We start from the raw sequence: 26,999 nt of genomic DNA, 5'->3' as shown, positions 1-26,999 counted from the left end.
ACATGTTTGATAATCTGAGTTATAAATTAGACAGGGCCTTTAAGACCTTAAAGGGTACGGGTAAGATTACCGAAATTAATGTTGCCACCACCGTCAAGGAAATCCGAAGAGCCCTGATCGATGCCGACGTTAATTACAAAGTAGCCAAAGAGGTAACCGATAAAATCAAGGAAGAAGCCCTGGGCAGGGACGTGCTGATATCGGTGTCTCCGGGGCAGCTACTCGTTAAAATCACCCAAGAAGAACTCACCCAGCTGATGGGGGGCAGCAAGGAGGAGATCAATATTAAAGGAGATCCGGCCGTCATTCTGATATCGGGTCTTCAAGGTTCGGGTAAAACCACTTTTTCCGGTAAACTGGGCACCTATCTGAAAAAACAAGGGCGGCAGGTACTCTTGGTCGCCTGTGACGTATACCGTCCCGCAGCGGTGGAGCAGCTAAAGACCCTGGGAACGCAGATAGGTATCGAAGTCTATGCCGAACCCGGCAATCAAAACGCGCTACAAATTGCCGAGAATGGCATTGAATACGCCAAAAAATCCGGCAAAAAAACGGTGATCATCGATACCGCCGGTCGCCTGGCGGTGGATGAAGCCATGATGGACGAGATTTCTTCCCTAAAGGAAAACCTCAAGCCTTCGGAAACCCTATTTGTCGTCGACTCCATGACGGGCCAGGATGCGGTCAATACGGCCAGGACCTTTGACGAGCGCCTGAATTTTGACGGAGTGGTGCTTACCAAACTGGATGGCGACAGCCGGGGTGGTGCGGCCATTTCCATTCGGCACGTAGTGAATAAGCCCATCAAGTTTATTTCCACGGGGGAGAAAATGGAAAACCTGGACCTCTTTTATCCCGACCGGATGGCCCAGCGGATTCTGGGCATGGGAGATGTCGTTTCCTTGGTAGAAAAAGCACAACAATCCTTCGATGAAGACGAAGCTAAGCGGCTGAATGCCAAAATTCGGAAAAACCAGTTTGACTTTGACGATTTTCTTTCCCAACTGGAGCAGATCAAAAAGATGGGCAACATCAAGGACCTGCTGGGAATGATCCCGGGCATGGGGAAAGCCATTAAGGGACTGGATATAGACGACGAATCCTTTATCCCCATTGAAGCGATCATCCGAAGCATGACCCCGCAGGAACGCGGCAATCCCGCCCTGATCGACGGCAGCCGTAGAAAACGCCTTGCGCAGGGCAGTGGACGCAGCATTCAGGAGGTCAATAACCTGATGAAGCAATTTGCCGACATGCGAAAAATGATGAAACAGATGAACAAAATGGGCGGTGCCCAAAAAGCCTTGGGCGCCATGAGCGGAAATATGAAGCGGCGTTAAGGTGCCCGAATTCCGAAAAATAGTATCTACCGGCAGGGTTTTCTTGCCGGTATTTTTTTTGGCAAACGGTTGGCATTCACGTTTCCACGATCATTTTGTCCGTAACCGGAAGGGATACAAACGCATTTCGACCGATATTAGAAATAACCCGAGGCATCGGCTCGCTTTTTTATTGGTTTTTCACTTTAGATAAGAAGGACTTTCCGGAAGCTGGGCGTTTACTGGCATTGGTGGTTAGGGTAAACATGCTCTCAGTAGTCGTGCATGGCTTATTGGCCAAATTTGCCATGGCCTGGTCATAAGGGCATTCTAAAAGTATGGCCGGGAATTACCATACACCAATTAATTTTCCCTCATGCTTTCCGGACAAAATGTTACGGTAATATCGTATCGCTATTCAAAAAAAAAGTAGAAGAGTAGAAATGTATCTGATAATATCTTTGGTAGGTAAATGTTAATGTGTCATTTTAATTATTATCCCATGAAGATATTCATACTACTACTGCGGCAATTTGGCTGTTTGGTCACCATTTTGGCCGTAATGCTGACCACTGCTCCGCAGGTTTTTTCCCAAACCAGCAGACAAGTGAGGGGAAACGTTTCCGATGATTCCGGAGAAACCATCCCTGGAGTAAATGTTTTGGTTAAAGGTACATCCGTTGGTACCATCACTGATATCGACGGAAGTTATGCCATCAATATTCCCGAAGGAAGTAATACACTTGTGTTTTCCTTTATTGGTTACGCGACCAAGGAAGTAGAAGTAGGAAATAGCAATACCCTTGACCTGGTTTTATTTCCTTCCCTGGCCGATATGGAGGAAGTGGTGGTGATAGGGTATGGGGAACAATCCAGGGAAACCCTCACCACCTCCATCACTAAGGTAGACGAAAAGGTTCTGGAAAGTGTTCCTTTTCCCAATGCCGCATCGGCCCTTCAAGGATCAGTTTCCGGAGTGAGGGTACAAAGTACTTCTGGACAACCCGGAGCTGCGCCCAGAATCATAGTCAGAGGAGGCACATCCATCAATAATCCCAATGGAGCTGCTCCATTGTTTATTGTTGACGGCGTAATCAGACCTGACATGAATGACATTTCAGCAGATGATATTGCTTCGATGCAGGTATTAAAAGATGCCGCAGCCACTTCCATTTATGGGGCCCGGGGATCCAATGGGGTTGTAATCATCACCACAAAAACCGGGAGATCAGGCGAATCTAAGATCACCTACCGATATGACCTCACCTTATCAGAACCTGGTAAACTTTACGAAATGGCCAATGCCAGAGATTACCTTACCATGTTCAGGTTGGGCCATATCAGACCTGATAAATTTCCGGATGAAACCGTTAGGTTAGGCCTGCCAAATGGATTTGGAACAGGGAATGACTTGAGTAATAACACTGCATTTACTACCCAATACCTTACACCGCAAAATGAGTACAAGCTAAACGAGGGATGGGAAAGCATGCCGGACCCGGTAGACCCATCCAGAACCCTCCTATTTCAGGACAATGACATTCAATCCCTGATCTACCAAACGGGTGTTTCCCATAACCACCATGTGGGGATTCAGGGAGGTACCGAAAAAGCTACTTTTAATGCTGGTCTGGGTTACCTGTCCAATGAGGGAACAGTAGTCACTACCGCTTACGACCGGCTGACTTTCAATTTAAATGGGGAATTAAAAGTAAAGGATAATTTAAGTGTATTTGGCAGGGTCCTCTATACCTATAATACTACCAATACCACCGGTCAATCCACAGCTGTTACTTTCTACCGCTCAGCGGGTCTGGCTCCTACAGCCAAGATTTACTTTGAGGACGGCACCCTGGCACCGGGTACAGCAGCCAATATTGGAAATCCCCTGTATTTTCTCAACAACCGCGTAGCTGAGAGTACGGCGGAAAAATCAACTTTTACGGTTGGAGCGCATTGGGACATCTTGCCAGGCCTGTCTTTCGACCCGCAATTGTTCATGTACAATGTCAACAATGACAGCTACAATTTTCAGCCAGGATTTTTAAACGGGCCTTTGAACTTTGTGGACACCCGAAATGCCAGTGCCTCCAATTATCAATGGAGGCAAAACCAGGCCGACTTCGTGTTTTCCTACGGGAAGACTTTTGGTGAAAATCATAACCTGGATGCTAAACTGGGCTTTGCCTATTATGACCGTAATATAGCCACCTTAAGTGCTTCCGGAAGAGGGGCTTCTACGGATTTGATCCCCACCCTCAATGCGGCCACCGAACCCACAGGAGTAAACAGCAGCATTACGGATCAGGTGATCCTAGGGTATTTTGCACGGGTAAATTATGACCTGGGCCAGAAATACTTACTGTCTCTTAATATGCGGTACGACGGTGCTTCCAACCTGGGAGCAGATAACAAATGGGGTTTTTTCCCTGGTATTTCTGCGGGTTGGAACCTTCATCGGGAGGACTTCTGGCAAAATGCCTTACCTGAAAATCTTTTAAGGATGAAGCTAAGGGCAAGTTATGGTGAAAATGGTAATATCGGTGGATTGGGTGATTTCTCCGCTCAGGGAGCTTATGGTGTTGGAACCAGATATGCAGGGATCTCTGCTATTCAAAACACAGTTATACCCAATCCCAACCTGCAGTGGGAACAATCACGAACGATAGATATTGGTGCGGATTTCAGTTTGTTTAATCAAAGGTTGAACTTTATCGTCGATGTGTACAAAAGGGTGACAGACAATTTGATCACCAGTCTGCCCCTCCCTCAATCCACAGGGTTTTCCAGTGTATTGACCAATTTAGGCAGCCTGGAAAACAGGGGGTTTGAGCTGGAAATGGGAGCCAGTCTCTTGCCGGAGGGCAGTCCGGTTACCTGGGATTTATCGCTAAATGCATCCAAAGTAAGAAACAAGATCCTCAGGCTTCCGCCCAATGGGGTGGAGAATAACCGGGTTGGAGGGGTTTTGGTATGGGATCCCTCTCAGGAAGATTATGTATGGAAAGGAGGGCTTCAGGAAGGCGGAAGGCTTGGAGAAATGTATAGTAGAAACCAGTTGAGCATCTACGCCACCGACGAGGAAGCAAGTAATGCGCCAACAGATAATTACATCGTATCCGCTGATAAAACCAAATACGGAGGGGATTCCAACTGGCAGGACCTGGATGGCAATGGAATCATTGATAGCCGGGACCAGGTTTACATGGGGCAGGAGTTTCCGGTCTGGACAGGAGGAATTACCAATTCCATCAGCTATGGCAACCTGAACCTTTATCTCCGGTTGGATTATACCACCGGGCATACCATTTTCAATTGGGCCAAAATGTTTATTGACACCAATTTATTTGCTGACAACAATATGACCCAGGACAAGGTGGATAATTCCTGGAAAGAACAGGGAGACATTGCCGAATATTCCCGGTTTTACTGGGGAGGTGAACGGATACAGCGAAACAACTTTAATGGAACGGCGACCTCTGGCAACTCAGTATTTTTTGAGTCTGGGGACTTTCTGGCTGTCAGAGAATTAACGATTAGTTATACCGTCCCTCGTGCCTTGCTTGACCGGATAAAAATCAATGGTCTTAGATTTAATGTCACCGGCAATAATTTGCATTACTTCACTCGCTACAAGGGTCTGAACCCGGAAGAAGGTGGTAGGGATGATGGTCGCTATGCCATACCTAAAAACTTTATTTTCGGAGCCAATATTACGTTTTAATCAAATCATTGAGAGCCATGAAAGGAATAAAAAAATACTTTGCCATTACCCTTTCCCTGATGATGGGGTGGGCATGTACAGAAACACTTGAAGTAAATCCTACCAGTGTCATTACCACCAATTCATTCTGGCAGAGTGAAAATGACGCGGAAGGAGCATTGATGGGCATGTATGTGGAATTAAGAAGCCTTGCTCAGGGCCTGCACCAATTGGGAGAACACCGCAGTGAGGTATTGTCTCCGGGACTTTTCGGAGAAGGGGTCTTTATCCTGCACCGAAATCAAATGAATGCGGATACTCCTGGTCATCCTGACTGGAGCGGGTTTTACCGCGTCATCAATACGGCAAATCTTATCTTGAAATACGTTCCTGATATTACTTTTTCCAACGAATCCAGAAAAAACCTGATGCTTGCCCAGGCGCATGCCATGCGGGCCTATGTCTATTTTGTAATGACCCGTACCTGGGGAGACCTGATTATCAGAGAAGAACCTACCGAGGGATTTGGAGCGGATGTTACCCAAAGGGAAAGATCTCCACAGTCACAGGTGTTTCAATTGATCAAACAGGATATAGAAGAGGCCCTTCAATTATTCCCTGACAATGGATTTACCATTGGAAGGTCTGTATGGTCCAGGCCGGCAACAAATGCATTGAAAGGAGAAGTTTACCTTTGGACCGCCAGGCAATTGGAGGGAGGAACGGAGGACTTCCAGACTGCATTAGCTGCTTTGGAGGAAGTAGATCAGGCAGATGTGGGACTATTGGATGATTTTCAGGATGTTTTTGACTTCGAAAACAAAGGAAACAGGGAAATTCTCCTAAGCATCCGACACCAGGATTTGGAACCGGGAAATTATTTGTGGTTCATGTGGATCATTGGAGCAGCCGCACCCAGCAATATAGATCAGGAAACCCGGGACAAAATTTTCCCTATAGGGGGAGGGCAGGGACTGATGGTTACTTCCGACCTGGTACGAAATCAATTTGAAGCAGAGGATGCCCGAAGAGATGCCTCCTTTTTTGAAATTTACACCATCAACGAAAACGGGGGCAGGGAATACCTGACCAATATACAGCAGAAATTCCAGGGAACCATCATTGGTGGGAATCGGGTATTCCTGAGCGATCCGATTTTGTACCGTTATGCCGACGTTCTGTTGATGAAAGCTGAAGCCAAGAATGCGTTGGGGATGGATCCTGCTGCAGAGATCAACCAAATCAGGCAAAGGGCTTATGGGGATCAGTTCCCAGGTAGGGAATTTGTGGATCAGGGGAATGAGGCCAACGATGAGGCCATTCTTAAAGAACGCCTGCTGGAATTGTTGCATGAAGGTAAAAGATGGTGGGATCTGGTTCGGTTCGGGAAAGCATTCGAATTGGTACCCGCCCTTCAGGATAGGGAAGGCGAAGACCATTTATTGCTATTTCCCATTTCCAATACCGTGTTGAGTCAGGAACCGCTGGTGGAGCAAAACCCTGGTTTTTAAAAATAAAAATAAATAACAGAAGATGTATAGTTGGTTAATTACTGCCTCTATGGCCATCGGTTACCTGCTGATGCAGCCGACCGTAGAAAAAAAGAAGGCGACCCTGCCAAAAGATAAGAAAACCGTGGAAGTTCTTCAACGATTGGTGTCCATTGACAACGTTTGCGCCTGGCCCAATTTGACAAAACTGGATGATGGTAGCATCCATGCCAGTATATTCAACCAGCCCAGCCATGCCCGGAGGGAGGGAAGTGTAGAAGTTTGGTCTACCAAAGATGGTGGATTGTTTTGGGAAAAAACAGGGGTTCCTGCGGCTCACGACAAAGGTACCAACCGAATGAATGTAGCGGCTGGTTCCAATCAGAATGATGAATTGGTGGTAGTGGCCTCAGGCTGGGAATTGAAACCCGGAGAAACCCTTGATGCCCCCATGGATTTAGTAGGGGTGCTGAGGGCCTGGGTATCCATCTCGGGAGATGGGGGAAAGAAATGGAAAACCTATAAAAGTGGCTTTCCTGAAGCAGAGGCTGGCATGACGGAATTCATTCCCTTTGGGGATATATTACCTGCGCAGGATGGCAGCCTCAGGGTGCTGGCCTACGCCCAATCCCTGGATAAGGAAATCAATAAGGTATCCCTATTTAGAAGTGATGACCAGGGTAAATCCTGGAACTGGATATCCCATCTTAGCGATGCCAGCGGTCCCACAGCCTTTGCAGGCGGGCATAATGAAACGGCATTTTACCAAACAGGCCCTAAAACCTGGATAGCCGCTGCCAGAAGGTGGAAGGCAGGAGCAGCCATGGATTTATTTATCAGTGACGATGATGGGGAGAGTTGGAAATATCTTCAACAATTGACAGAGGAAAGGCAGCACCCGGGGCATATCACTACCATGGACAATGGAGACCTGCTTTTGACTTACGGAAACAGAATCCCGGGAGAGTTTGGAGTAGCGGTTAAATTCAGCTCGGATCAGGGTAGAACCTGGTCAGAAGAGTTCCTGGTAGTGGACGACCTGAAAAGCAGCGATTGTGGGTATCCGTCCAGTGTTCAACTTCCGGATGGTAGCATCATGACGGCTTATTACTCCAATGGGAATGCCGTGCATGACCGTTACCACATGGGGACTGTTATTTGGAAAAGGCCTTAACTCAAAAATATGGATCCACTGAAGTCAAATGAAATATTCGGGACATGGGCCACTTTATTGTTGCCTATTTTACCTGATCAAAGCATTGATTATAACCTGTTGGAGGAAGAAATAGACCATTTGATACAATCAGGAGTAAATGGTATTTATACCAATGGCACAGCAGGGGAATTTTATAGCCAGACAGCAACAGAGTTTAACGCGATCAGTACGTTATTGGCGGAGAAATGTGAACAGGCAAAGCTTCCATTTCAGATTGGCTGCAGCCATATGGACGCTTTGATTTGCCTTGATCGGATTAGGATGGCAAAAGGTCATGATCCTTCTGCTATTCAGATCATTCTTCCAGACTGGTTTCCACCCTCCCAAAAGGAACTCTTGCTGTTTTTGGAAAGGATGGCTCTGGCAGCTTCCCCCATTGGCCTTGTGTTGTATAATCCGCCACATGCTAAAAAACAATTGGTTCCCGAGGATTATAGGGTTCTTTTATCAGAAGGTTTGCCTGTGGTGGGTTGTAAGGTCTTGGGAGGGGAGGAGGAATGGTATACTGAGATGGCTGATTTAATGTTAAAGATTTCCATATTCGTACCGGGCCATAGGCTGGCCTCTGGACTGTCCATGGGAGCGCATGGTTCTTATTCCAATATGGCTTGTTTGAATCCAGATATGGCCCAGAAGTGGTATCATATGATGGTGAACGATATGGAAAAGGCTTTGGACCTTGAAATTAGGATCAATGAATTTTTGGGAAAATATATACTTCCCTATTCCACCGAAAAAGGGTATTCCAGTGCTGCATTGGACAAATTTCTAGCGGCCATTGGGGGATGGCTGGATATAGGTACAGCGCTTAAGTGGCCTTATTTAGGAATTCCCTTTTCAGAAGTAAAGAAAGTAAGGGAACGAGGAAAAAGAGACCTTCCCGAATTTATCCTATAAAAATAATAATCAATGAAAAACGTAATTCAATTATGTCTTCTGCTCCTATGCATTTTTACCTTTTGCCCGGTTTTAGTAAAAGGACAACAAATAACCGAACCTGTAAAAGCAGAAAGAGTTTGGGACAAGGCACCTCACAATGCTTTTCCAGACCTAATTCGCTTTAAAAATTATTTTTATGCATCAGTCAGAGAAGGAAACAACCATATGCCGGATAATAGTGGGCAGGTGAGGATCATACGTTCAAAAGACGGTGAGACATGGGAGCCTGTCGGGTTGCTTGAAAGGGATGATATGGACGTGAGAGAAGCCAGGTTATCTGTAACTCCGGAAGGTAAAATCATGGTTTTGACCGCAGTGGGGATTTATGAAAATGGATACCAGGAGCTTTATCCGATGGTCTCATTTTCTGATAAAAAAGGAATAAATTTCTCTTCTTTGGAAAAAACCACCATGGATATCACCCCCACTCTGGACTGGATATGGAGCCTGACCTGGCATGAAGGTACTGGATACGGTGTCATTTATCAGATTAAAGGAGAAGAATGGGAAACCCATTTGTTAAAAACTCAGGATGGTAAACACTATTCCCTGGTTGCTCCCCTTGAAATAACAGACCGGCCGAATGAAGCCACCACACGGTTTGATAAGGATGGAAAAATGCATGTTTTGGTAAGAAGAGAGGCTGGGGATACCATGGGGATGTTGGCTAGCAGCAAATTTCCATATAAAGAGTGGGAATACCACAAATTACCCATCAGATTGGGCGGACCCAATTTTTTGTTTCTGGACGATGAAAACATCGTCATTGGCTCGCGGGATTACCGGGATAATTCCGCCAGGAAAACCGGATTGTTTCTTGCCAACACCAAAGGAGCAGTAAAACGGTCTATTTATCTCCCTAGCGGAGGCGATACCAGTTACCCAGGAATGGTATTTCATAAAAATGAGCTTTGGGTATTGTACTATTCATCACATGAAGAAAAAACAAATATTTATTTGGCAAAAATTCCTGTCAATCACCTTAAATAAACTTTCCAAATGAACCGAATTCCAACATTGATTTGCTTAATCGTCTTTATATTAACCGTTTCTGCTTCTGCTCGCACCCTGACATTTCCTCCAGACAGTAGTAAGCACACATTCGCAAAAGTTAAGGACATCATCTTTTATAAAGATGTTAACTATTATTCTTCATTTCCATCCATTGTAAAAAAACCAGACGGAGAATTTCTCCTTTCCTTTCGCCGGGCACCGGATAGGCGAGTCGTCTTCGGAGAAAAGGGCAACAGCCATGTGGATCCCAACAGTTATTTGGTAAGCATGACTTCCAAAGACGGTATTACCTGGGAAGGGGAGCCGGATCTGCTTTATGCCCATGATTTTGGAGGCTCACAGGACCCCTGCTTGCTTCAGCTTCGTGATGGGACGCTACTTTGCGCCAGTTATGGGTGGGCATTTTTGAATGAGGATGGCCTGGAGAACATTCCCGAACCCCACTTTCAAAATCGCAACGGGTCTGTGTTTTTGGGCGGTTACCTGCTACGTTCCATAGATGGCGGAAACAAATGGGCCGGACCCATTTATCCACCACACATCGAGCCGGAAGTCCATGTTAATCCCATGGGAAATCCCATTCCCGCTTACAACAGGGGAGCCATGTACGAAGGGAAAAATGGACGAATCTATTGGGTGGTTGCCGCCAATGACCGGTTAAGTCCCCGGCGAACATCCAATTACCTGCTGGTTTCTGATGATAAGGGAAAAAACTGGGAACATTTGTCCACTGTTGCCAAAGACGAAGAAGTGATTTTCAATGAAACTTCCATCTATGAAACCCCCAAAGGGGATTTGGTGGCCTTTATCCGTACCGCCAACTACGAAGACCAGGCCGTTATCGCAAGGTCTACCGACGGTGGGAAAAGCTTTGGACAATGGCAGTCTATGGGATTTCAGGGCCATCCCCTCCAGGCAACCAGGTTGCCGGATGACCGGGTGCTTCTGGTCTATGGATACCGCCACCAACCTTATGGGATCAGGGCCAGAATTTTAAATGCAGAATGTACGGATTTCGCCACTGCCGAGGAAATTGTCCTGAGAGAAGATGGTGGCAACGGGGACATCGGTTATCCCTGGGCAGTGGTGTTGGACGATCACCATGCCTTGATAACCTATTATTTTAATATTGACAACGGCACCCGGCATATTGCTGGTACCGTCATAGAATTTTAGGTGTATTTATTAGTTTAAAACGATTATGCCAATAGGTACGAGGGTATTTGGGCCAGAGATAAAAGTGGGTCTATCGTAGATTGCCTGAAAAAAAATACTCTTGACTTGCTTAATTTTTAATTCATTAGTCGAAACAATAACAAAAAAGGTGGGACAGCTCCAATAAGCTTCTCACCTTTTTTTGTCCTATCTTATTGAATTGTTTAATCGGTTTTTGTTCTCGGAGGACAGCAGGTTTTTATTTTAAGTCTTTTAAATATCTTACCCTTTCCAGTACCAATCTCGTTCCCTCAGTACCGTCACCCTTCAATCTCCTTCAATCTCTTTCAATCTTTTCCCCCTTAATCTCTTCCCCCAATCCCCAGTCAAAACCATCACGCCACCTCTTGAATATTCACCATCTTTCTGAAATGCGTGGGGGTCATTTTCTTGTATTTTTTGAATTGCCGGTTGAAATTGGCCAGGTTGTTAAAACCACACTCGAAGGCTACTTCTACGATATTCATGTCGGTTTCGGAAAGCATCTTGCAGGCATGGCCAAGCCTCACCGTATGCAGGTATTCCACAAAAGTAATCCGGTATTGCTCCTTGAAAAAATTGCAAAAGGTGGTTACCGCCATATTGGCCATGGAAGCCACTTCTGGTAAGGAAATGTCCCTATCGAAATTTTTGTGTATATACGCTTTTATCTTGTCCAGGCGGTCGGAGCCTTGTATCTCTACCTGATCCAGGAAGCCGGGACTGGCCAGTAGCTCATATTCTTTGGTTTGCGAGAGGATATCAAAGATGGAAAACAGACTCGAAAGTCGCTGAATGCCATTCATGTGTATCATGCCTTCCATCAGTGCATTGATTTGTTCCCTTGTTTTTCCTTTAAGGGCCATGCCCCTTTTGGACAGTTTAAGGAAATTTTTGAGGGTTTCCATTTCCGGTATTTTCAGAAAATCTTCTCCAAGGAAATCCTCCTGGAAATGGATCACAATGGCTTCGGCATCATAGTCGGATTTTCCTTTTACAAACTCGGATTCATTTACCCAAACATGGGGGAGATAGGGGCCCATGCAAACCAGGTCTCCTTCCTGGAAATAACCAATATGATCCCCTACCATCCTTCTTCCCCGGCTCTTGAGTACCAAAACCAACTCATATTCGGGATGATAATGCCAGGGGCAAGGAAAATACTGGCCTTTTTCTTTAAATACGATGAAGGATTTATCAAAATCCTGTGGTAGCCTTACTTCTATCGATTTCATAGGGTCCTCCTTTTTCCTATTAATATAATTTAAAGTACGAAAACATAAAAGTGATTGGCAGGTCAAATGAAAAATAGTATCATAAATATAAATAATAGTAACAGTTGTCCTGAGATTTTTACCCTACTTTCTTTTACAAGCATAAGATTAATCTAGCTTGATAATTTAAGGCGTTAAGTCCTATTTTGGATTGATTATGAGTTGATTACATTATAAATCAGGTGCAAGCAGGATCGGCTATGCCAAAGGAGCAATCGGCACTGATTTCCAAAATGAGTGTTGGAAACCCGGCAGGGCGTTGAAAAATAGTACCATAATTCTACATAATATGAATAGTAATTTTTACCTGATCCTGATAATTTTGATTGTGAGGGAAGCGCACTTATGTTTTATTTTAATGGAATAAATATTTTTAAATCAATGAACTGTAATTGATGATAAATGCAATAGATTTGCCCGAAATTGATACTGGCGTAGTAGGGTTGGGATTGATGGGAAGCAGTATAGCCGTCGCCTTATGTATTGCCGGCCATCCTGTAAAGGCAGTGGCACCCATAAAAGACGAACTGGAAGGAGCAAAGAGAACCACCTTTCATCTTTTGAAGCATGCAGAAGAAAGCGGTTTACTGAATACCCCTATTTCGGAATATTATCGGCACATTCATTTTTCTGAAGATTATAGCATTCTCGAAAATTGCCAATTGGTACAGGAATGTGTGGTAGAAAATCAAACTATCAAAGCAAAAATATACCGGAAAATCATTGAACATACCAGTGAAAACACGGTGATATCGAGCAATACATCGGCCATTCCTGTGAGCCTTCTTCAGGAATTGGTCCCTAATCCCAGACGTTTTCTGGGGATTCATTGGGCTGAACCCGCCTACCTTACCCGTTTTATGGAAATCACCAAAGGGGTGAAAACGGATGACGGCCTGGCAAACTGGGTGTATGAGCTGGCTCATTTATGGGGCAAGGAGCCCACATTTCTTCAAAAGGACATCAGGGGATTTGTAACCAACCGCTTGATGTATGCCGTGTACCGGGAAATTTTTCACCTCCTGTCATCGGGAGAGGCCAGCATTGAGGATGCCGATAAGGCATTCCGCTATGATGCAGGTTCCTGGATGACTTTTATGGGTATATTTGAACGGATGGAACAACTTGGCCTGGCTGACTACAGAGAAACATTTAAAAGAATTTTTCCCCAGCTTGGAAACTCACCTGAGGTGCCTGAACGCATGCAGGAGATGGTAAGAATACAAGCCAGGGGAGTACATAATGGTAAAGGGCTATACCAATATAAACAAGGTGAGGGGAAGGCTTGGGAGAAATCCTTTGCAGCATTCAACCGGGAAATATTCCGGATGGCCGCAGCCTGTCAAAAACAAAAAGAATCATAGGACCTATGGAAGAATACAACTATCAACAATCTGCAGCATGGCTGGAAAGGGCAAAAAAAGTATTGGCTTCGGGAGTATCTTCTGAATTCAGAAAGTACAACCATCCTCATGCCCTTTTTTATACCCATGGCAAGGGTAGTAAGGTTTATGACGTGGACGGCAATGAATACCTGGACTTTACCCTGAGCCAGGGGCCATTGATTTTGGGGCACTCCCATCCGGAAGTTTTGGATGCAGTCCATCAGGAATCCCTTCAGGGTCAACTTTTTGCCGGGCAGCATGCCAGGGAAATTGAATTGGCAGAAAAGCTGCAGAAAGTCATTCCCGCTGCCGAAATGATGCGTTTTTGCCTGGATGGGTCGGAAGCAGTACAGACTGCACTGCGGGTGGCCAGGTCCAAGACAGGAAAAAGTAAGTTCCTGAGGTTTGAAGGCCATTACCATGGTTGGTTGGACAACGTTTGCTTCGGGATCTCTACCCCATCACCGGAGGCCATGGGTTCCAGGGAAAGCCCTGTAATGCACCCCTGGAGTCAGGGCTTACCCCCGGGATCAAAAGAGGAAAGTTTCCTCCTGCCCTGGAACGATTTAGATTTGGTTGAGCGACACGTGGCTAAGCACCACCAGGAGTTGGCTGCTATCATTACGGAACCTGTGATGTGTAATAATGGCTGTATTACCCCTGAAGAAGGGTTTCTTCAAGGACTGAGAGACCTGTGTACCCGATATGGCATAGCCCTTATTTTTGATGAAGTGATTACCGGGTTCAGGTTGGGACTGGGTGGGGCACAGTCATTTTATGGAGTTACCCCGGATATGGCTGTCTTTGCCAAAGCCATCGCAAGCGGTTACCCCATTAGCGCCATCGTGGGCAAAAAGGAATGGATGGAAGAAATCGCCACCGCCAGGGTGATCCATGCAGGTACCATGAATACCGGAAACCCTACCGTGGCAGCGGCTCTGGCCACGGTTAGCATCCTGGAAAGGGAGGATCCTTATCCCAGGATGTTTGCCCTGGGAGAGAGGCTGAGGCAGGGCCTCCGGGAGATTTCCAAAACTACCGGACATCAAATGTTGGTATCGGGCATTGGTCCGGTGGTGCATACCGGATTTACAGATATGGAAAGGGCGGTAGATTTCCGGGATGTGGTCCGCTTTGATAAAGGGAAATTGAAATCCTTTATTGCTGCCTTGCATGACAAGGGCTTAAGGGTGATAGGAAGAGGGCTTTGGTACATCAGCGCAGTACATACGGAAGCGGAAATAGACCAGGCTCTCGGGCTGGCCAAAGAAGTATTAACCCGTCAGGAAAAATGAAATACCTCAATTGTAAGGTAGCAGTGGTGGGTGAGGGTAAAATGTTACCTTCCGTGGTTTGCTGTCTCCTCCAGGCAGGGCATCAGGTCAAATGCTTTTCTCCCAGGAATCCTACCGAAGAGGTAAATAGGCTGTCGGAGATTTCCGGCCTTTCTCTATCGGGGACCTTTGATTGGGAAGAAAATTTTGCCAAACCTACCAGCCTGAAGGGATTTCAGATCGTGGTGGCCGGTACATCCGAAAAGGCAGGAGAAAAAGAAAATTACCTGAAGAAAATTGATCATGCGGCGGACCAGGATGCCCTGATCGCCATTAATTCAGAAAGCATCCCTTTGGAGCACCTGCAAAACCAGGTACGGGCACCCTCCAGGCTGCTGGGCGTAAACTGGACCTATCCGGCACACGAAACCTTATTTTTGGAAGTAATCGCTAATCAGCAAACGGATAGTGAGATGCTAGCCGCTTTGATGACCCTTGCCCGTAAAAAATGGGGCAAAGATCCCTACTTGTTGATGGGGGGTAAGGGAATCCGGAGCCGGTTGATCGCTGCCATGGCCAGGGAAGCCTTTTACCTGGTAGAAAATGGGTACGTGGAAGTGACAGACATTGATCGGGCCTGCAGAAATGATCCGGGTTATTACCTTCCTTTTGCCGGAAATTGCCGGTACATGGATCTAATGGGTACGTTCATATATGGGGTCGTCATGAAAGACCTCAATCCCGAACTGTCCAATGCCAGGGAAGTGCCCGGTTTTTTTGATAAAATGATCAAGGGAGAAAGGGGACCTGACAAGGGATACCATTCCCATTCTCCCTCCGGGAAGGAGAAACTGGAACATTCTTTTTTGGAATTCAGCAAGGAAATGAGAGCCCTGATGGAAAGGTACCCTTTTCCAAAGGAAGGGGATGAAGAATAGGGATAAATGGCCTCCGGGGAAAAAATATGTCGGTAGTGATAATAAAAGCAACAAACAATGACCGTAAAAATGGATGCTTCGAAAGTTAAAAAATCATTTGTTGAAAACGGGTATGTTCATTTACCCGGGTTTCTAAAGCAGGACCAGGTGGCGGAGATCAACGCCAGGCTAAAGGACCTGGTGAATACCAAAGTTGCCAAAATGCCCTCCGAGCATGTCAAATATGAGGTGAAGGGAGATACCACTACCCTGAAGATGCTGCAGGACCTTCAGCTATACGATCCCTTCTTTGCAGAGGTCCTCTTTGACAGCACCTTTACAAAGCTGGCTGAACATTTACTGGAAGAAAAAGTCATTGGTAAAACCCTGGAGTACTTTAACAAACCTCCCAAAATAGGCAAAGCCACTCCTCCCCATCAGGACGGGTTTTATTTTATGCTGGAGCCCATGAGTGCGGTTACCATGTGGCTGGCACTGGAGGAAGTGGACCAGGAAAACGGCTGGGTAAGTTATGTCCGGGGCTCCCATAAAAAGGGAATGAGGGACCATTCGCCCACCCAAACACTGGGGTTTTCACAGGGGATTGCAGATTTTGGCACTCCGGATGACCTGGAAAACGAGGTGTTTTTTCCCGCCAGGCCCGGGGATTTGCTGGTACACCATGCGTTGACCATCCACCGGGCCAGCCCAAACACCAGCAGCCAAAGAAGCCGAAAAGCCATGGGATTGATTTATTTCGGCACATCGGCCAAAGAAGATGTGGTCGCCAAAGCAGCCTATGTTAAATCATTGAACCAAAGCACCTGATGAAATACAAAAAACCATTCCTTTCCTGCCTGCTTTGCTTATTTACTTTATTGTTTTTTGGCTGTGACAAAAAAGACAACACCGTCAGTGATGAGTTGAGGGAAAAAGCGGTGAAGGAATTGGACCAGGTGATGCAAAGCCAGGAATCTTGGGTGAAGGTACATGCAGCGGAATATAAAATTTGGTCCGGGTACCGGGAATCTGTCCGGGAGACTTTTCTGGAAGAAAAAAGCAAATGGGAATCCCAGTCCCCTTACCGGATAGGTATTTGGCGGGTTTTGGCCCAATCCGATCCGGCTTCAGAAAAGGAGTATATTGATAAAATTGTAAAGGCTTTTCAGGACAGACAGGGAGCGGACCGGATTCATGCTGCCGAAACCATGGCCAAACTGGGCCATAACCTGAACGAATGGGCACCCGGGGCAACCAAAGAGGTTTTGGAAGGTCCCGTCAATTCGCTTTATGTGTACACCCTATGGAGCACCCTTCAGGGAGAAGATGATATTTCGGCACTAATGGACCTGGCATTGGACAGGCAACTGGATGACCTGCTCCGCATGCAGGCGGCCTATTCCATCAGAAATGAAGAAAAGGTGATACCCTGGAACGAACTGGCCCGGGAAGCATTGGCAGTGTCCGATAATTCCATGGCAAGGGTGTACCTGTTGACTGCAGCCTTTGTCCACGCCCTTGAAAATGAAAGAAATTCCAGTACCTTCCATTCCATCAGGGAGGAATTGCTGGCTTACAAAACCGCTCCGAATAAAGGGGAGCGCATGGAGATGGCCATCGCCTTGGGAAAGGCCGGACAAGCAGGGGATTTACCTGTACTTAAGGACCTGTTGGAAAACAAAAATCCCCTGGAAGAGCCTGTAGCACCTGAAAATGCAGGCCCTTTAGGTCAAGCGAATGCCGACATCAGAGCTACAGCGGCATACAGTATATTGACCCTGGACAGGCGGCAGGAGCATACCCTGGCTTTGGCCGACTGGCTGATGGTGATTTTTTACCTGGCAGGAATGGTAGGCATTGGCTATTATTTTTCCAAAAAGAACAAAAATGAAAAGGACTACTATTTGGGTGGGGGCAAAATGAACCCCATAGCCGTCGGGCTGTCGCTGTTTGCGACGCTGTTAAGTTCCTTGAGTTACCTTTCCTATCCCGGAGAAATGGTGAAATATGGCCCGGTAATCTTTTCTGGGATTCTGGTCTTTCCATTGATCTATTATGTGGTGGGATGGTTTTTGATTCCCAAATTTATGAAGCTGAGGGTGACCAGTGCCTATGAAATACTGGAAATCAATTTAGGGGTTAGCATCCGGCTGCTGGCCACTTTCTTTTTCCTGTCCCTGAGGTTCCTCTGGATGGGTACCATTATTTTTATCACCGTACATACCGCTATCCTAGCCATATTTGGTTTTGACCCCAAATATACACTGATTATCAGTGTCTTGCTGATGGGGATTACCATATTTTATACCACCCTGGGAGGATTAAAAGCGGTGGTTTTTACCGATCTGATCCAATCCGGGGTGTTGATGGGGGGAGCCATCCTTACCCTTCTGGTGGTGAGTTATACCTTTGGTTCCTTTACCTCCTGGATTCCGGATGAGTGGCTGGGACATTGGGGGGAGTTGAAATTTGGGCTGGACGCCATGGAGCGCCTCACCATTGGCAATGCCCTGTTGACTACCTTTGTCTGGTACGTGGCCTCTTCCGGATCGGACCAGATGTCCATTCAGCGCTTTCTGGCGACGGAAAATGTAAAGACGGCCAGAAAAACATTTGGAGTTTCCCTGATCACCACCTTTGTAGTGCAAACCCTGCTGGGCCTGGTGGGTCTGGCGGTACTGGCCTATTTTATTGCCTTTCCCCAATATATGGGACCGGGGGAATCGGTGGCTACCCATGCAGACCAGCTGTTTCCCAAATTTATCCTGGTGGGTTTGCCGGTGGGCATTTCCGGATTGGTGGCGGCCGGTATTCTGGCAGCGGCCATGTCCAGTCTTTCCTCCGGCCTTAACAGTACCTCTTCCGTGATCTCAGAGGACCTGATCAAAAGGTTTACCAAGAATTACAAAGCCCCAAAAAACCAAATGTCCAGCGTGCGCAATCTTTCCTTCTTTGTCGGGGTCTTTGCCCTGGTGCTTAGCGTTCTGATCAGCAGGGTGGAGGGCAATTTGTACGATGTGATTGTCAAGGTGGTGAATTTATTTGTTTCGCCCCTGTTTGTGCTGTTTTTTATGGCCCTTTTTGTTCCTTTTGCCACCGCACGGGGTACCTTTTGGGGTGGAGTAGGAAGTGTGGGCATGGCCGTAGCCATTGCCTTCTTTAAGTTTATGGGGATTGAAGTGCTGTTCATCATGCCGGTATCCCTTTTGGTGGGAATGGTTTTGGGAAGCTTTTTTAGTTTTCTGGATGTAAAAGTGCTGGGAAACCCGGAGACCATGGCCAAGCGCAGCCGGGAAGCAGCGATATTCAAGGCTTCTTCAGAAAAGAAATAATAGACCTTCACTATGCGAATTCTGGAAAAAGGACATGTGCGTGGATTGCCGGAAGCCTCAGGCCTCAAAAGCCTTACCTTTCCCGCCATGGAAGTGTTGTCCTCCAGCCGCTGGCTGGCAGGATTCAGGGCAGCCGATAGGAAAAAAGATGGTAAGCAGATGCAGGCCATGATGACCTGGTCAGATGATGGGGGCAGGTCCTGGGTGCCGCCATTTGAACCGGTGGCATTACCGCCCATCGGAGGACACCCTGGCAATTCCCATAGCCTGTATTTCCTCGCACTGGGTGGTAGCCGGGTGTTGATGGTCGTTAATTGGGTCGATGCTTCCGAGCCCGATGCACCCTTTTTTGATCCCCAAAATGAAAGCCTGAAAGATACGCGGATTTTTTACAGTTTCAGTGAGAATGAGGGCAGGGACTGGTCCGCTCCCCGCCTGATGGATACCGAAAGTGCCGGAGGCCCGGTGCCCTTGACCGGTCCCCCAATGTCCCTGGTCGATGGGACCTTGATTTGCCAGTTTGAAATCAATAAATTCCGCCATGATCCCAAACCCTGGCTGCACCGATCGGCTTGCCTGTTTTCCAGGGACAACGGAAATTCCTGGGGCGGCCTGAGTCTGGTTACAAGCGAACCAGGCATGTATTATTGGGACCAGCGGCCGGCAGTACTTCCGGATGGGCAGTCACTGGTCAACTTCTTTTGGACCTTTGATGGGAGGCAGAATCAATACCAAAATATTCACCGGGCGGAAAGCAGGGATGGAGGCAAAAGTTGGAGCCAACCCAAAGATACCGGCATCTACGGACAGCCAGGGAGGCCGGTGGCCTTAAAGGAAGGCCGGTTGGCCCTGGTGGCCATCGACCGAAGGGAAATGCCGGTAATTCACGCCTACATCAGCCGGGATGAAGGGAAGACCTTTGATGAGGCCATGCGGCTGGAAACATTGCTCTCGGAAATGCAGGACAGCAGGTACATGAAAATGCAGGAAGCCTGGGCAGAAATGTCCCGCTTTTCCATGGGACATCCCCAACTGATGGATTTGGGAAACGGGCAACTGCTGGCCTATTATTACCAGGGCACCCATCCGGATAAAACAAGTATCCGGTTCATTAGGGTGGAATTAGGTAAATAATGGATGATTTTAAACTGCGAAACGATGGGCAAATGAGCGATGACAAATACAGGAATCAGGGGGGGTACTCCTGGAGCTTTTCCACCAAGGACAGGGAAATGGTGGAAAACCTTGCGGATTTTCTACCGGACAGGGTATGGGACAGTCATGCCCATATTTACCAGACCGGAGACCTGAACCTGAAGGAACCAGGCCTGTGGACGGGTGGTCCGGCCTCGGTAGGCATTCCGGAATGGGCATCAGGGGTGAAACCCTTTTTTCCCGGAGCCAGGCTGCTGGGGGGCTTGTTTTTCCCGGCACCGCTTCCTTTGGCAGATATATACGCATCGAACGCTTTTCTCCGGGAGCAGTTGGACCAGGATCCCCGGAGCAGGGGGCTGGCATTGGTGCGGCCCGAAATGCGGGTGGAAGACCTGGCAGAGACCCTGGCGCATCCACAGGTGGTAGGGCTAAAACCTTACCATGTGTACAGCAGAGAAAAGCCTACTCCCCAAAGCTCCATCAGTGGATTTTTTCCGGAATACTGGTGGCAATGGGCGCATGAGCGGAAGGCGGTGGTCATGTTGCACATCATGAAAGACCGGGCCATTACGGATCCTTCCAATCGGGAAACCATCCGCCGCATGTGCTTGCAATATCCCGGTATCCGACTGGTCCTTGCCCATGTGGCCCGTTCTTTCCATGGACCCCATGCTGCCGGGATCTCGGCATTAAAGGACCTGCCCAATGTTTGGTTTGACATGTCAGGAATCTGTGAACCCCAGGCCATGATGTCGATTTTGCACCATTTTGGCCCAGGCCGGTTGTTGTGGGGAAGTGATTTTCCGGTTTCCTCCCTTCGGGGAAAAGCCGTAACGGTGGGTGATGGGTTTATCTGGCTGGACCAGCAGTCCTGTGACTGGAAGCAGGCATGGGCGGAGCCCAGCCTGGTAGGTATCGAATCCCTCAGGGCATTGAAACAGGCCTGTGAATGGATGGGGCTGAACAAAAACGACCGGGAACAAATTTTCTGTAATAATGGCATGCGCCTGCTCGGATGCGCAGAAGAAAAGCAGGCGGAGAACCAGGAACTTTACCGTCGGGCCAAAAGCCGGATTCCCGGAGGGGTTCACCTGCTCAGCAAGCGGCCGGAAAACCTGGCGCCCGGGCATTGGCCCCCTTATTTCCGTGAAGCCCGGGGTTGTGAGGTCTGGGACCTGGACGGCAACCATTATTATGACTTTTCCACCCATGCGGTGGGTTCCTGCCTGCTGGGCTATGCCCATCCGGCGGTGAATGAGGCGGTCATGCGGTGCATCAGGATGGGCAATATGAGTTCCCTGAATCCACCCGAGGAGCTGGCATTGGCGGATGAACTTTGTGTGCTACATCCCTGGGCCGATCAGGTCAGGATGGCCCGTGGCGGAGGGGAAGCCTGTGCTGTGGCGGTACGCATTGCCCGGGCGACTACGGGCAGGTCTATTGTGGGGATTTGTGGCTACCATGGCTGGCAGGATTGGTACCTGGCGGCCAACCTGGGGACCTCAGATGCCTTGAAAGGCCACTTACTACCGGGCCTGGAACCGGCTGGTGTACCGGAAGAATTACGAGGCACCGCCTTCACATTTCGCTACAATGATGTGGATGGGTTTAGGCAATTGATCAAAACCCATGGGCAGCAACTGGCGGCAGTGGTGATGGAGCCGGCAAGGAATCAGGATCCCCTTCCCGGATTTTTGGAGCTGATCCGGGAGGAGACGCAGCGGTTGGGGATTGTCTTGATCTTTGATGAAATCACCGCCGGATGGAGGATGCACCTGGGCGGACTTCACCTGCGGTACAGGGTGGATCCCGACATGGCGATTTTTGCCAAAGCTCTGGGCAATGGCTTTCCCATTGGAGCCGTGATCGGAGGGAAATGGGCCATGGAGGGCGCACATCGATCCTTTATCAGCAGTACCTACTGGAGTGAAAGCATTGGTCCCGTGGCGGCTGTGGCCACGCTGGGAGAAATGAAAAAACACGATCTTCCCGGCCGCCTGGCCGAAACAGGTGGCAAGGTTCAGCAGCTGTGGAGGGAGCTGGGCCAAAAATGGGGATTGCCCATCGAAGTCACCGGCTTTCCTTGCCTGGCTGGCTTTCGATTTGTTCATCCGGATGGAGAGCGCCTGCGTACCTTGTTTACCCGAATGATGTTGGCCCAGGGCTTTTTGGCGGGCACGGCCTTTTACCCCAGCCTTGCCCATGGGGAAGTGGAGGTAGAAAAATATGGGCTCGCTTTGGACAAGGTGTTTTCTGCACTTTCAGAAAGCCTGTCCACAGGCAGTTACCGCAATTTACGGGACGAGGAGGTAGCGAAAAGCGGCTTTTCCAGGTTGGTTTAAGACCAATAGGATTAACGGTTTATTTGACGCTATCCTTTTGATAGCCAATCAAAAAAACATTAATGTTTTAGCTTTGGGCTGCGGAACCGGGACTCTTGCGAGAATTGTTTCAGAACAGAAAATAGAAAATCATTGGATTCGAAATCAGGAATCAGGAGTCTAGCCTATGGATTAATTTGATTAGCTTAGGTGGCTCTGGGAAATAGGGTTTAACTGCATCCGCATGAATTAGAAATAATTCAATTTCAGTGTTTACGAAGGTATAAAGTAAAAACAATGGCATTTGAATTAAAAAATACAGTTCCCTGGGGGCGATCATTAGCGGAGTATAAAAGCATGTTTAACTTAACAGGCCCTGACCTTGATAAAAAGATAATAAGTTTTGGGGACGGTCCAGCGAGTTTTAATTACGAAATGACACAACAAAACAAGACGGTTACTTCGCTTGACCCAATTTATCAATTCTCGAAAGATGAATTGAATAGGCAGATTGTATTAGCAAAGGATAACGTCATGAAGCAAATGAGAGAAAATCAAAATAATTTTGTTTGGACTTCGATAAAAGATTTGGAGGAACTGGAATACATTAGGATGCGTGCCATGTCAGATTTTATTGCTGATTTTGAATTGGGAAAAAATCAACATCGGTATGTACCTCATGAGCTGCCTGAAACGACAGGTTTTAAAGCGCATACCTTTGACCTGGGGTTGAGTTCTCATTTTTTAATCCTGTACTCAAAACTTGGGATTGAATTTCATATAAAATCTATGGCAGAAATGTTGAGAATCTGTAAAGAAATAAGGGTTTTTCCCTTGTTAAATCTGAATGCAAAAAAATCCGAAGTTTTAGATGGCATCCTGGAGGAATTTGGAACTGGCTATAGCTGCAGCATTGAATCTGTTAGCTATGAATTTCAAAAAGGAGGAAATAAGATGTTAAGAATACAAAGTAAATAGGATAGCCAGTAGGTTTACTTACCAAATAGCCATAGGTGCAGACCCGGTATCAAAAAAATACCCGGTCGCTCTTGATTTTTTATACGAAATCCTTAATTTGACCAATGATAATAGGGGGGATGGTGGACCTAGTACCTATACACGCAAGTCCCCATTCAAGATATAGCTTCCTACAGATGTTGTGCCGCATGCTGAAAAAATCAAATCGCTAAACTTGATACAATTTATTATCTTTGATTTATGATGTCAAAAGGTGAAATATTATTAAAGTTACGGGATCTTAAGCCTACCCTTCAAAGAGATTTTGCCGTGAAAGAGATAGGTCTTTTTGGATCATTTGCGGATGATTCCTTTGATGAAGATAGTGATATTGACTTAATTGTAGAATTGGAGAGGCCAATTGGATGGAAATTTTTCACATTGGAAATATACCTGGAGAAAATTTTTAAACGGAAAATAGATTTGGTTACAAAGAATGCGATTAAAGATCAAATTAGAGATAGCATCTATAAAAAGATTAACTATGTCTAAATGAAAAAAAGGAATCGCAATTACCAAATGTATCTTGAGGATATAATTACCTCGATGGATCGTATTGCTGAATATATAGATGGACTTTCCTTCAATGAATTCAAAAAAGACTATAAAACGGTAGATGCGGTAATCCGAACTTTCGAAGTTATGGGAGAAGCTGCGAAAAATTTACCCATAGAGATCAGGTCCAAATACGAAGATGTTCCCTGGGACGAAATGTACTTGCTCAGGAATAAAGTATCACATGAATATTTTGGGATTGATTATGAGATAATATGGGATGTAGCCACAAATTACCTACCTGAAAATAAATCTCAAATTGAAAGAATAATACAAAGGGGAAAATAAAGCACGAAGGCACAACAAAATTAGATAGAAAATAGGCTAGAAATCAGCAAAATCAAAGGTTTCTGCCCGTATAAGTTTCATCGAAAGCCGAACGAGAATCTCTCCAACCTGCGTACTTTGCATATACTGAACCGCTAGAGGACATATATTCGGGCATTGCATTCTTCTGCGTTCGCCGCGCCTTCGTTGCGGTCTCGGCGTGAAACCCCTTCCGACAACACTTTTCCTTAAAAAACCAGAGGTCGGGAATCGACTTTCACTACCAGGGTTGCTAATCGGTGTCGTTACCAAATTGCAATAAAGGTGGATAAGGATAAAAAAGTAATCGTTCGGGCTTGATTCTTTGTCCGAAACACTTAATTTGACCAATAAAAACAGGGGGAGGGATGCGGACATATACACGCAAACCCATCCCCAGGCATAGTTTTGTACCAATCCATTCAAACCTGAAAGTGATGTTGATCTGAAGGTGGATATTGAGGACAATGCCCCTTTATCCTATCCCGACAACTATTTCAATCTAAAATTTCAACGGGAGCAACTGATACAAAGAGAAGTTGATCTACTGAAACAAAAGGCCATAAATAGCTCCTTTTTACAGCAACAAATTGAGAAAAATAAAGTACTGGTGTATGGAAGATTTAAATTTGACCACAATTTTTGATGATAAGGTACGGGAAGGTCTGGTGTTAAGAATCAGGGCCTTAAGCAAAGGCCATAAAGCCCAATGGGGCAAAATGAATGTTTTTCAGATGGTGAAACACAATACCTATTGGAACGGTTGGATTTTGGGCGAAGACAAACATGTCTATAAGCAGGCATGGATGGGCAGACTGTTTGGTAAAATGGCTTTGCGGAGCATGATAAAGGATGAAAAGCCCTTGGATAAAAATATCCCTACCTCCTCTCAATTCAAGGTAAATGAAGGGACCGGGGATCTGGAAGCAGAAAAAACAAAATGGATAGCCTTAATCCGGGCTTATGATCAATTTCACAATCCAGCCTTTATCCACGATTTTTTTGGTAAAATGACCAGAGAACAAATTGGTATTCTGGCCTACAAACATACCGACCACCATTTGAGGCAATTTGGTGTTTAGCCACCGTTGAAAAATCCACAATATGAGCAATATCAAATTTGAAGGTATCTTGTCCAAACTGCTGACCTAAAGCTGGGGACTACTTTAAAGGCTACCAAATAGCCCCTTACAAAAACAGGCTTTCAGGTAACGGATAAATAATGTATTTTAACGTTTTCACCAAAATAACTGAGCTTATGGATCCCAATGAATCCGATAGCAGACGGGCCTTTCTAAAGGATGGCCTGATCGCAGGAGTAACCCTCTCAGGCTTCGCTCCCCTTGCCCTTTTTGGAGGTCCAGGCAAGTCATCTCCGGGCCAGGACACCTTGAAATACCGGCTTGACCTGAAGGCGCCTACCCGCTTGTTTGATGGGGAAAAGTGCTGGGTGCATCCAAGAGCGGGAATTGTCCCCGGAGCTGGAAAAGCAGGGATGCCCAGAATCGTGATGACCCTCAATACGCTGGAATTATCGGGAAGCGATGTGTTTAAGGGGATGTTCGGCATGCATTCGGAGGATGGGGGTGCAAGTTGGACCGATCCACAAGCCCTTCCTCCGTTGGCCCCACGGACCGAGCAGCTGGAAGGGGAGGAGCGCCCCGTAGCGGCCAGTGATTTCTGGCCCTCCTGGCATAAAAAAAGCAACACTTTATTGGGCACCGGGCATACCATTGTCTATACCAGGGACTGGAAAGTGGCCCACCCAAGACCCCGGCATACCGCATTTTCTACCTATGATCCCCAGGGAAACCAATGGTCCGACTGGGAAAAATTGGATATGGGAGACGATGAAAAATTTCAAAATGCAGGGGCCGGCTGTGTGCAGCGCTGGGACGAAGTGGATGGAAATATTCTTTTGCCCGTTTATTTTATGCCTCCGGGAAGCAATTCCCAGGTTACGGTAACGCGCTGTGCTTTTGATGGGAAAAAGCTTCGCTTTCTGGAGCAGGGCAATGATTTGTCCATCGCCGATGATAGCAGGGGACTACATGAACCCTCACTGACCCGTTTTCAGGGCAAATACTATCTCACCATTCGGAATGACAAACAGGGATTTGTCACTCAAAGTGATGACGGCCTGCATTATGCGCCCATAAAGTCCTGGAAGTTTGATGACGGAACAGATCTGGGGAATTACAATACCCAGCAGCATTGGGTGACGCATAGCGAAGGCATTTACCTTGTTTATACCCGGCGGGGAGCAGGGAATGACCATGTGTTCCGGCACAGGGCACCGCTTTTTATGGCTAGGGTGGATCCCGAAAAGCTGGTGGTGATCCGCAATACCGAACGGATACTGGTTCCGGAAAGAGGAGCCCGCCTGGGCAATTTCGGCGTTACAGCGGTCAGTCCGGATGAAACCTGGGTGACCGTGTCTGAATGGATGCAGCCTGAGGGCGTAGAAAAACACGGCAGCGATGGCAGTGTCTATGTGGCGAAAATCCGCTGGAACCAGCCCAATGCTTTATTTGGTAATTAAACTCTTTATGTGGCAAGTACTATTGCTATTTATTTTTGGCAAAATT

General features: G+C 46.9%; 21 protein-coding genes. 20 read left to right on the top strand and 1 reads right to left on the bottom strand.

Annotated features, from left to right (window positions below):
- The first annotated feature begins 2 nt into the window (after nucleotides 1–2).
- The 7 genes from ffh to GJQ68_RS10680 all read left to right on the top strand — a co-directional run bounded on the left by ffh (nucleotide 3) and on the right by GJQ68_RS10680 (nucleotide 10,857).
- Entirely contained in the window at nucleotides 3–1,340 is a 1,338-nt protein-coding gene (gene ffh, locus GJQ68_RS10710; RefSeq protein ID WP_162343042.1) for a signal recognition particle protein, read from the top strand.
- A gap of 481 nt (nucleotides 1,341–1,821) precedes the next feature.
- The gene (locus tag GJQ68_RS10705; protein WP_162417277.1) at nucleotides 1,822–5,043 is read left to right on the top strand and encodes a SusC/RagA family TonB-linked outer membrane protein; all 3,222 of its coding nucleotides are present in this window, start codon (nucleotides 1,822–1,824) and stop codon (nucleotides 5,041–5,043) included.
- A 17-nt stretch (nucleotides 5,044–5,060) separates the two neighbouring features.
- Nucleotides 5,061–6,533, top strand: a complete 1,473-nt coding sequence (locus GJQ68_RS10700; RefSeq protein ID WP_162417276.1) for a RagB/SusD family nutrient uptake outer membrane protein — start codon at nucleotides 5,061–5,063, stop codon at nucleotides 6,531–6,533.
- Between the two features lie 22 nt (nucleotides 6,534–6,555).
- Nucleotides 6,556–7,686: a sialidase family protein gene (locus GJQ68_RS10695; protein ID WP_162417275.1), complete on the top strand. Its 1,131-nt coding sequence runs from the start codon at nucleotides 6,556–6,558 to the stop codon at nucleotides 7,684–7,686.
- Between the two features lie 9 nt (nucleotides 7,687–7,695).
- Complete coding sequence (locus tag GJQ68_RS10690; RefSeq protein ID WP_162417274.1) at nucleotides 7,696–8,625, top strand: dihydrodipicolinate synthase family protein; 930 nt, start codon at nucleotides 7,696–7,698, stop codon at nucleotides 8,623–8,625.
- A 12-nt stretch (nucleotides 8,626–8,637) separates the two neighbouring features.
- A complete protein-coding gene (locus GJQ68_RS10685; RefSeq protein ID WP_162417273.1) occupies nucleotides 8,638–9,657 on the top strand; it encodes a hypothetical protein in 1,020 nt (339 codons plus the stop codon).
- Between the two features lie 9 nt (nucleotides 9,658–9,666).
- Complete coding sequence (locus GJQ68_RS10680) at nucleotides 9,667–10,857, top strand: sialidase family protein (protein WP_162417272.1); 1,191 nt, start codon at nucleotides 9,667–9,669, stop codon at nucleotides 10,855–10,857.
- A 374-nt stretch (nucleotides 10,858–11,231) separates the two neighbouring features.
- On the opposite strand, the gene GJQ68_RS10675 is transcribed toward GJQ68_RS10680, so the two are convergent.
- On the bottom strand, nucleotides 11,232–12,110 hold the full coding sequence (locus tag GJQ68_RS10675) for an AraC family transcriptional regulator (protein WP_162417271.1): 879 nt from the start codon (nucleotides 12,108–12,110) through the stop codon (nucleotides 11,232–11,234).
- Between the two features lie 434 nt (nucleotides 12,111–12,544).
- Here GJQ68_RS10675 and GJQ68_RS10670 point away from each other — a divergent pair, with 434 nt between their 5' ends.
- From GJQ68_RS10670 to GJQ68_RS10610, 13 genes are all read left to right on the top strand, one after another.
- Entirely contained in the window at nucleotides 12,545–13,513 is a 969-nt protein-coding gene (locus GJQ68_RS10670) for a 3-hydroxyacyl-CoA dehydrogenase family protein (protein WP_162417270.1), read from the top strand.
- A 5-nt stretch (nucleotides 13,514–13,518) separates the two neighbouring features.
- The gene (locus GJQ68_RS10665) at nucleotides 13,519–14,829 is read left to right on the top strand and encodes an aspartate aminotransferase family protein (protein ID WP_162417269.1); all 1,311 of its coding nucleotides are present in this window, start codon (nucleotides 13,519–13,521) and stop codon (nucleotides 14,827–14,829) included.
- Nucleotides 14,826–15,746 carry a 3-hydroxyacyl-CoA dehydrogenase NAD-binding domain-containing protein gene (locus tag GJQ68_RS10660; RefSeq protein ID WP_162417268.1) on the top strand — a complete coding sequence of 307 codons (921 nt, stop codon included), beginning with the start codon at nucleotides 14,826–14,828 and terminating at the stop codon, nucleotides 15,744–15,746. The genes GJQ68_RS10665 and GJQ68_RS10660 overlap by 4 nt, the downstream gene beginning before the upstream one ends.
- Nucleotides 15,747–15,803: 57 nt before the next feature.
- The gene (locus tag GJQ68_RS10655; protein WP_235941389.1) at nucleotides 15,804–16,553 is read left to right on the top strand and encodes a phytanoyl-CoA dioxygenase family protein; all 750 of its coding nucleotides are present in this window, start codon (nucleotides 15,804–15,806) and stop codon (nucleotides 16,551–16,553) included.
- Nucleotides 16,553–19,057, top strand: a complete 2,505-nt coding sequence (locus GJQ68_RS10650; RefSeq protein WP_162417267.1) for a sodium:solute symporter — start codon at nucleotides 16,553–16,555, stop codon at nucleotides 19,055–19,057. The genes GJQ68_RS10655 and GJQ68_RS10650 overlap by 1 nt, the downstream gene beginning before the upstream one ends.
- A 12-nt stretch (nucleotides 19,058–19,069) precedes the next feature.
- Nucleotides 19,070–20,191 carry a sialidase family protein gene (locus GJQ68_RS10645; RefSeq protein WP_162417266.1) on the top strand — a complete coding sequence of 374 codons (1,122 nt, stop codon included), beginning with the start codon at nucleotides 19,070–19,072 and terminating at the stop codon, nucleotides 20,189–20,191.
- Entirely contained in the window at nucleotides 20,191–22,554 is a 2,364-nt protein-coding gene (locus GJQ68_RS10640) for an aminotransferase class III-fold pyridoxal phosphate-dependent enzyme (RefSeq protein ID WP_235941381.1), read from the top strand. The genes GJQ68_RS10645 and GJQ68_RS10640 overlap by 1 nt, the downstream gene beginning before the upstream one ends.
- 276 nt (nucleotides 22,555–22,830) lie before the next feature.
- Complete coding sequence (locus GJQ68_RS10635) at nucleotides 22,831–23,511, top strand: SAM-dependent methyltransferase (RefSeq protein WP_162417265.1); 681 nt, start codon at nucleotides 22,831–22,833, stop codon at nucleotides 23,509–23,511.
- Between the two features lie 240 nt (nucleotides 23,512–23,751).
- On the top strand, nucleotides 23,752–24,042 hold the full coding sequence (locus tag GJQ68_RS10630) for a nucleotidyltransferase family protein (RefSeq protein ID WP_162417264.1): 291 nt from the start codon (nucleotides 23,752–23,754) through the stop codon (nucleotides 24,040–24,042).
- On the top strand, nucleotides 24,043–24,393 hold the full coding sequence (locus GJQ68_RS10625) for a HepT-like ribonuclease domain-containing protein (protein WP_202927915.1): 351 nt from the start codon (nucleotides 24,043–24,045) through the stop codon (nucleotides 24,391–24,393).
- Between the two features lie 469 nt (nucleotides 24,394–24,862).
- Entirely contained in the window at nucleotides 24,863–25,057 is a 195-nt protein-coding gene (locus GJQ68_RS10620) for a hypothetical protein (RefSeq protein ID WP_235941379.1), read from the top strand.
- Nucleotides 25,026–25,493, top strand: a complete 468-nt coding sequence (locus GJQ68_RS10615) for a DUF1569 domain-containing protein (protein ID WP_235941370.1) — start codon at nucleotides 25,026–25,028, stop codon at nucleotides 25,491–25,493. The genes GJQ68_RS10620 and GJQ68_RS10615 overlap by 32 nt, the downstream gene beginning before the upstream one ends.
- Before the next feature lie 176 nt (nucleotides 25,494–25,669).
- Entirely contained in the window at nucleotides 25,670–26,953 is a 1,284-nt protein-coding gene (locus GJQ68_RS10610) for a sialidase family protein (protein ID WP_162417263.1), read from the top strand.
- Nucleotides 26,954–26,999: the final 46 nt, after the last annotated feature.

The sequence above is a fragment of the Cyclobacterium roseum genome (genome assembly GCF_010119225.1).
Classification (GTDB): Bacteria; Bacteroidota; Bacteroidia; order Cytophagales; family Cyclobacteriaceae; genus Cyclobacterium; species Cyclobacterium roseum.
Note: the sequence above shows the minus strand (reverse complement) of the source record. Positions and strands in the feature narration are given on the sequence as shown.